This is a genomic window from Dyadobacter sp., from assembly GCF_051859145.1.
GTDB lineage: Bacteria > Bacteroidota > Bacteroidia > Cytophagales > Spirosomataceae > Dyadobacter.
This window is the reverse complement of sequence record NZ_JBHYGF010000105.1, coordinates 1-4,172: the sequence shown is the minus strand read 5'-3', so window position 1 is coordinate 4,172 and position 4,172 is coordinate 1. Positions and strand designations below refer to the sequence as shown.

At 45.9% G+C, this 4,172-nt stretch carries 1 protein-coding gene and 1 pseudogene; both read right to left on the bottom strand.

Features of this window, described 5'->3' with window-relative positions; translation table 11 throughout:
- Positions 1–3,564 (bottom strand): DNA-directed RNA polymerase subunit beta' (gene rpoC, locus ACTIE6_RS07690; protein WP_439556081.1); only part of this gene is annotated, 3,564 nt, incomplete at its 3' end.
- A 77-nt stretch (positions 3,565–3,641) separates the two neighbouring features.
- A pseudogene (gene rpoB / locus ACTIE6_RS07685) lies at positions 3,642–4,172 on the bottom strand (DNA-directed RNA polymerase subunit beta); the annotation flags it as partial.

Genomic DNA, 4,172 nt, shown 5'->3' with positions numbered 1-4,172 from the left:
CGTTCCGTCTTTTGATTCAATATGGATTTCGCGGTTACCACGTTTCACACCACCATAAGATACCACACCGTCGATTTCAGAAACCGTTGCAGGGTTAGATGGGTTACGTGCTTCGAAAAGCTCGGTTACACGTGGAAGACCGCCGGTAATGTCGCGGGTTTTACCAACAACGCGAGGAATTTTCGCAAGTGGCTGACCAGCTTTAATGTTAGTACCGGATTTTACAACCAAACGTGCTCCAACAGGAAGGTTATAGCCTTTTTCAGTCTGATCTTTCAACAACGTAGACTTACCTTTTACCACGATAGCCGGGTTTTTGGTTTTATCACGTGTTTCAATGATCACTGACTCCTGGAAGCCTGTTTGCTCATCAAATTCTTCACGGTATGTAATACCTTCTTCAATTGCATCGAAGGAAACTGCTCCGGTGAATTCAGAAAGAATTACTGCGTGATATGGATCCCAGGTACAAAGTTCTTGTCCTTTGGAAACCTTCTCGCCATCTTTTACCAAAAGGTGCGCACCGTAAGGTACGTTGTTCGAGATCAGCAATTGTCCGGTTTCAGGGTTAGTAATTTTAACTTCACCTGAGCGGCCCATTACTACTGTAACTTCATCACCTTCTGAATTAACAGACTGTACAAGACGTAGATCTTCGAAACCAATCACTCCGTCAAACTTCGCCTTGATATTTGCCTCAACAGAAATGTTGGAAGCAGTACCACCGACGTGGAATGTACGAAGTGTCAGCTGCGTACCTGGCTCACCGATTGACTGAGATGCAATTACACCCACAGCTTCACCAATATTCACCATGTGCGCCGAAGCCAGCGAACGTCCGTAGCATTTCGCACATACTCCATTGCGGGTTTCGCAAGTCAGTACTGAACGAATTTCTACTGTTTCAATGCTTGTTTCATCAATATAAGCGGCGATTTCCTCTGTAATTTCCTGACCAGAAGCAAGGATCATTTCATTTGACAATGGGTCAAATACATCGTGAACACTTACACGACCAAGAATACGCTCAGAAAGTGGTTCAACGATATCTTCGTTGTCTTTCAAAGCCGAGATTGCAATACCACGAAGCGATCCGCAGTCTTCCTCAACCACAACCACATCCTGCGCTACGTCGTGGAGACGACGAGTCAGGTAACCAGCATCAGCAGTTTTCAATGCCGTATCGGCCAAACCTTTACGCGCACCGTGGGTTGAGATAAAGTATTCAAGTACATCCAAACCTTCTTTAAAGTTAGAAAGGATTGGGTTTTCGATGATTTCACCGGCTCCACCAGCAATATTCTTCTGTGGTTTCGCCATCAAACCCCTCATTCCACCTAGCTGACGGATCTGCTCGCGCGAACCGCGTGCACCTGAGTGCATCATCATATAAATAGAGTTGAATCCGCCTTTGTCTGTTTCCAGTTGCTTCATCAAAGTCTCTGTAATCCGTGAGTTCACGCGGGTCCAGATGTCAATAACCTGGTTGTAACGTTCGTTCTCAGTGATAAGACCCATCAGGTAGTTGTTCCAAACGTTTTCAACGTCCCCTTTGGCTTGCTCGATGAGCTTCTCTTTTTCTTCCGGAACCATTACATCGTCCAATCCCATTGATAAACCGCCTTTGAAGGCCATTTGGAAACCAAGTTCTTTGATTTCATCTAGGAATTGAGCGGTACGTGCAACACCAGCTTGTTTGAATACCAGACCAATGATTTGCTGCAATTTCTTCTTGGTCAACAATTCATTGATATAACCTACTTCCGCAGGAACTGCCTGGTTGAACAGCAAACGACCAGCTACTGTATCGATCAATTTGACCTCGAAAGTGCCGTCATCATTACGAACACTAACGCGGCATTTGATATTGGCATGTTTTGAAAGCTTGCCTTCGTTAATCGCGATAATAACTTCATCAGGACCATAGAAAATCTTGCCTTCTCCGATAATCGGGTATTCGGGCGTACTTACGCGGCCTTTTGTTACATAATACAGACCCAAAACCATGTCCTGAGATGGTACCGTGATCGGCGCTCCGTTGGCAGGGTTCAAGATGTTATGCGACGAAAGCATCAGCATGGAAGCTTCCAATACGGCTTCCTGACCTAGTGGTACGTGTACCGCCATTTGGTCACCGTCAAAGTCAGCGTTGAATGCAGTACAAACCAATGGGTGCAGCTGGATCGCTTTACCTTCGATCAGCTTAGGCTGGAATGCCTGGATACCCAAACGGTGAAGTGTTGGAGCACGGTTTAGAAGAACAGGGTGTCCTTTCAAAACGTTTTCCAAGATATCCCAGATCACAGGATCCTTGCGGTCTACGATCTTCTTCGCTGATTTTACAGTTTTAACAATACCACGCTCGATCAGCTTGCGGATAATGAACGGTTTGAAAAGCTCAGCCGCCATGTCTTTTGGCAAACCGCATTCGTGCAGTTTCAACTCAGGACCTACTACGATAACCGAACGACCAGAGTAGTCGACACGCTTACCAAGCAAGTTTTGACGGAAACGGCCTTGCTTACCTTTCAGCATGTCTGAAAGTGATTTCAAAGCACGGTTACCTTCTGAACGTACTGCATTTACTTTACGGCTGTTGTCGAAAAGGGAGTCAACCGCTTCCTGCAACATCCGTTTTTCGTTACGCAAGATCACCTCAGGTGCCTTGATTTCGATCAGACGTTTCAGACGGTTGTTACGGATAATCACACGACGGTAAAGGTCATTCAAATCCGAAGTCGCAAAGCGACCTCCATCAAGAGGTACCAATGGACGCAATTCCGGTGGAATCACAGGTACCATTTTGATCACCATCCATTCAGGGCGGTTTTCAATACGGGTGTTTGCATCACGAAAAGCTTCAACCACTTTCAGACGTTTCAAAGCTTCTGCTTTACGTTGCTGAGAAGTGTCTGTTGCAGCCTGGTGACGAAGTTCGTATGAAAGTTCGTCCAGCTTAATGCGGCTCAAAAGCATTTCCAATGCATCAGCTCCCATTTTCGCAATGAATTTGTTGGGATCTGTGTCAGGAAGCAATTGGTTTTCGCGAGGCAGTTTGTCGATGATATCGAGGTACTCGTCTTCTGTAAGGAAGTCAAGGTAACCTACGCCATCTTCTTCTTTAACACCTGGCTGAACTACTGCATATCGCTCGTAATAAATGATCTGGTCAAGCTTCTTGGTAGAAAGTCCAAGCAGGTAACCGATTTTATTTGGCAAAGAGCGGAAGTACCAGATGTGAGCGACAGGAACAACGAGTTCGATGTGTCCCATACGCTCGCGGCGTACTTTCTTCTCCGTAACTTCCACACCGCAACGGTCGCAGATGATTCCTTTGTACCGAATGCGCTTATATTTTCCGCAGTGACATTCCCAGTCCTTCACAGGCCCGAAAATACGCTCACAGAACAACCCACCCATTTCCGGCTTATAAGTCCGGTAATTGATGGTTTCAGGCTGGGTTACTTCACCGAAGGAGCTTTCAAGGATAGACTCCGGTGACGCCAGACTGATGGTCATTCTGGAAAAGTCACTATTTAATTTTTTGTTCTTTTTGAAAGACATAATAAAAAGTCGTTTGTCTGTTAGTCAAAAACTAATCTGTTTTCATTAATGGCGCCTTTCGGCGCCACGACTAGAAATTAGTCCAGTGTAATCTCCAATGCTAGTCCGCGAAGCTCGTGAACAAGTACGTTGAATGACTCCGGAATATTTGGTTTTGGAAGGTTTTCACCTTTCACGATCGCTTCGTAAGCTTTTGCACGGCCAACCACGTCATCAGATTTCACGGTTAGGATCTCCTGAAGAATGTGTGATGCACCGAATGCTTCCAAAGCCCACACTTCCATCTCTCCAAAACGCTGACCTCCGAATTGTGCTTTACCACCCAATGGTTGCTGCGTGATAAGTGAGTACGGTCCGATCGAACGGGCGTGCATTTTATCATCAACCAAGTGACCTAGTTTCATCATGTACATCAGACCAACTGTAACCGGCTGATCGAATTTATCGCCAGTAAGACCATTGTACAGATAAGTACGTCCCCAATCTGGCAGACCAGCCTCTTTCAATTCGGCTGCAACTTCTGCTTCGGTAGCTCCATCGAAAATAGGCGTTGCATAGCGACGACCTAGTTTCAGACCTGCCCAAGCAAGAATGGTTTCATAAATCTG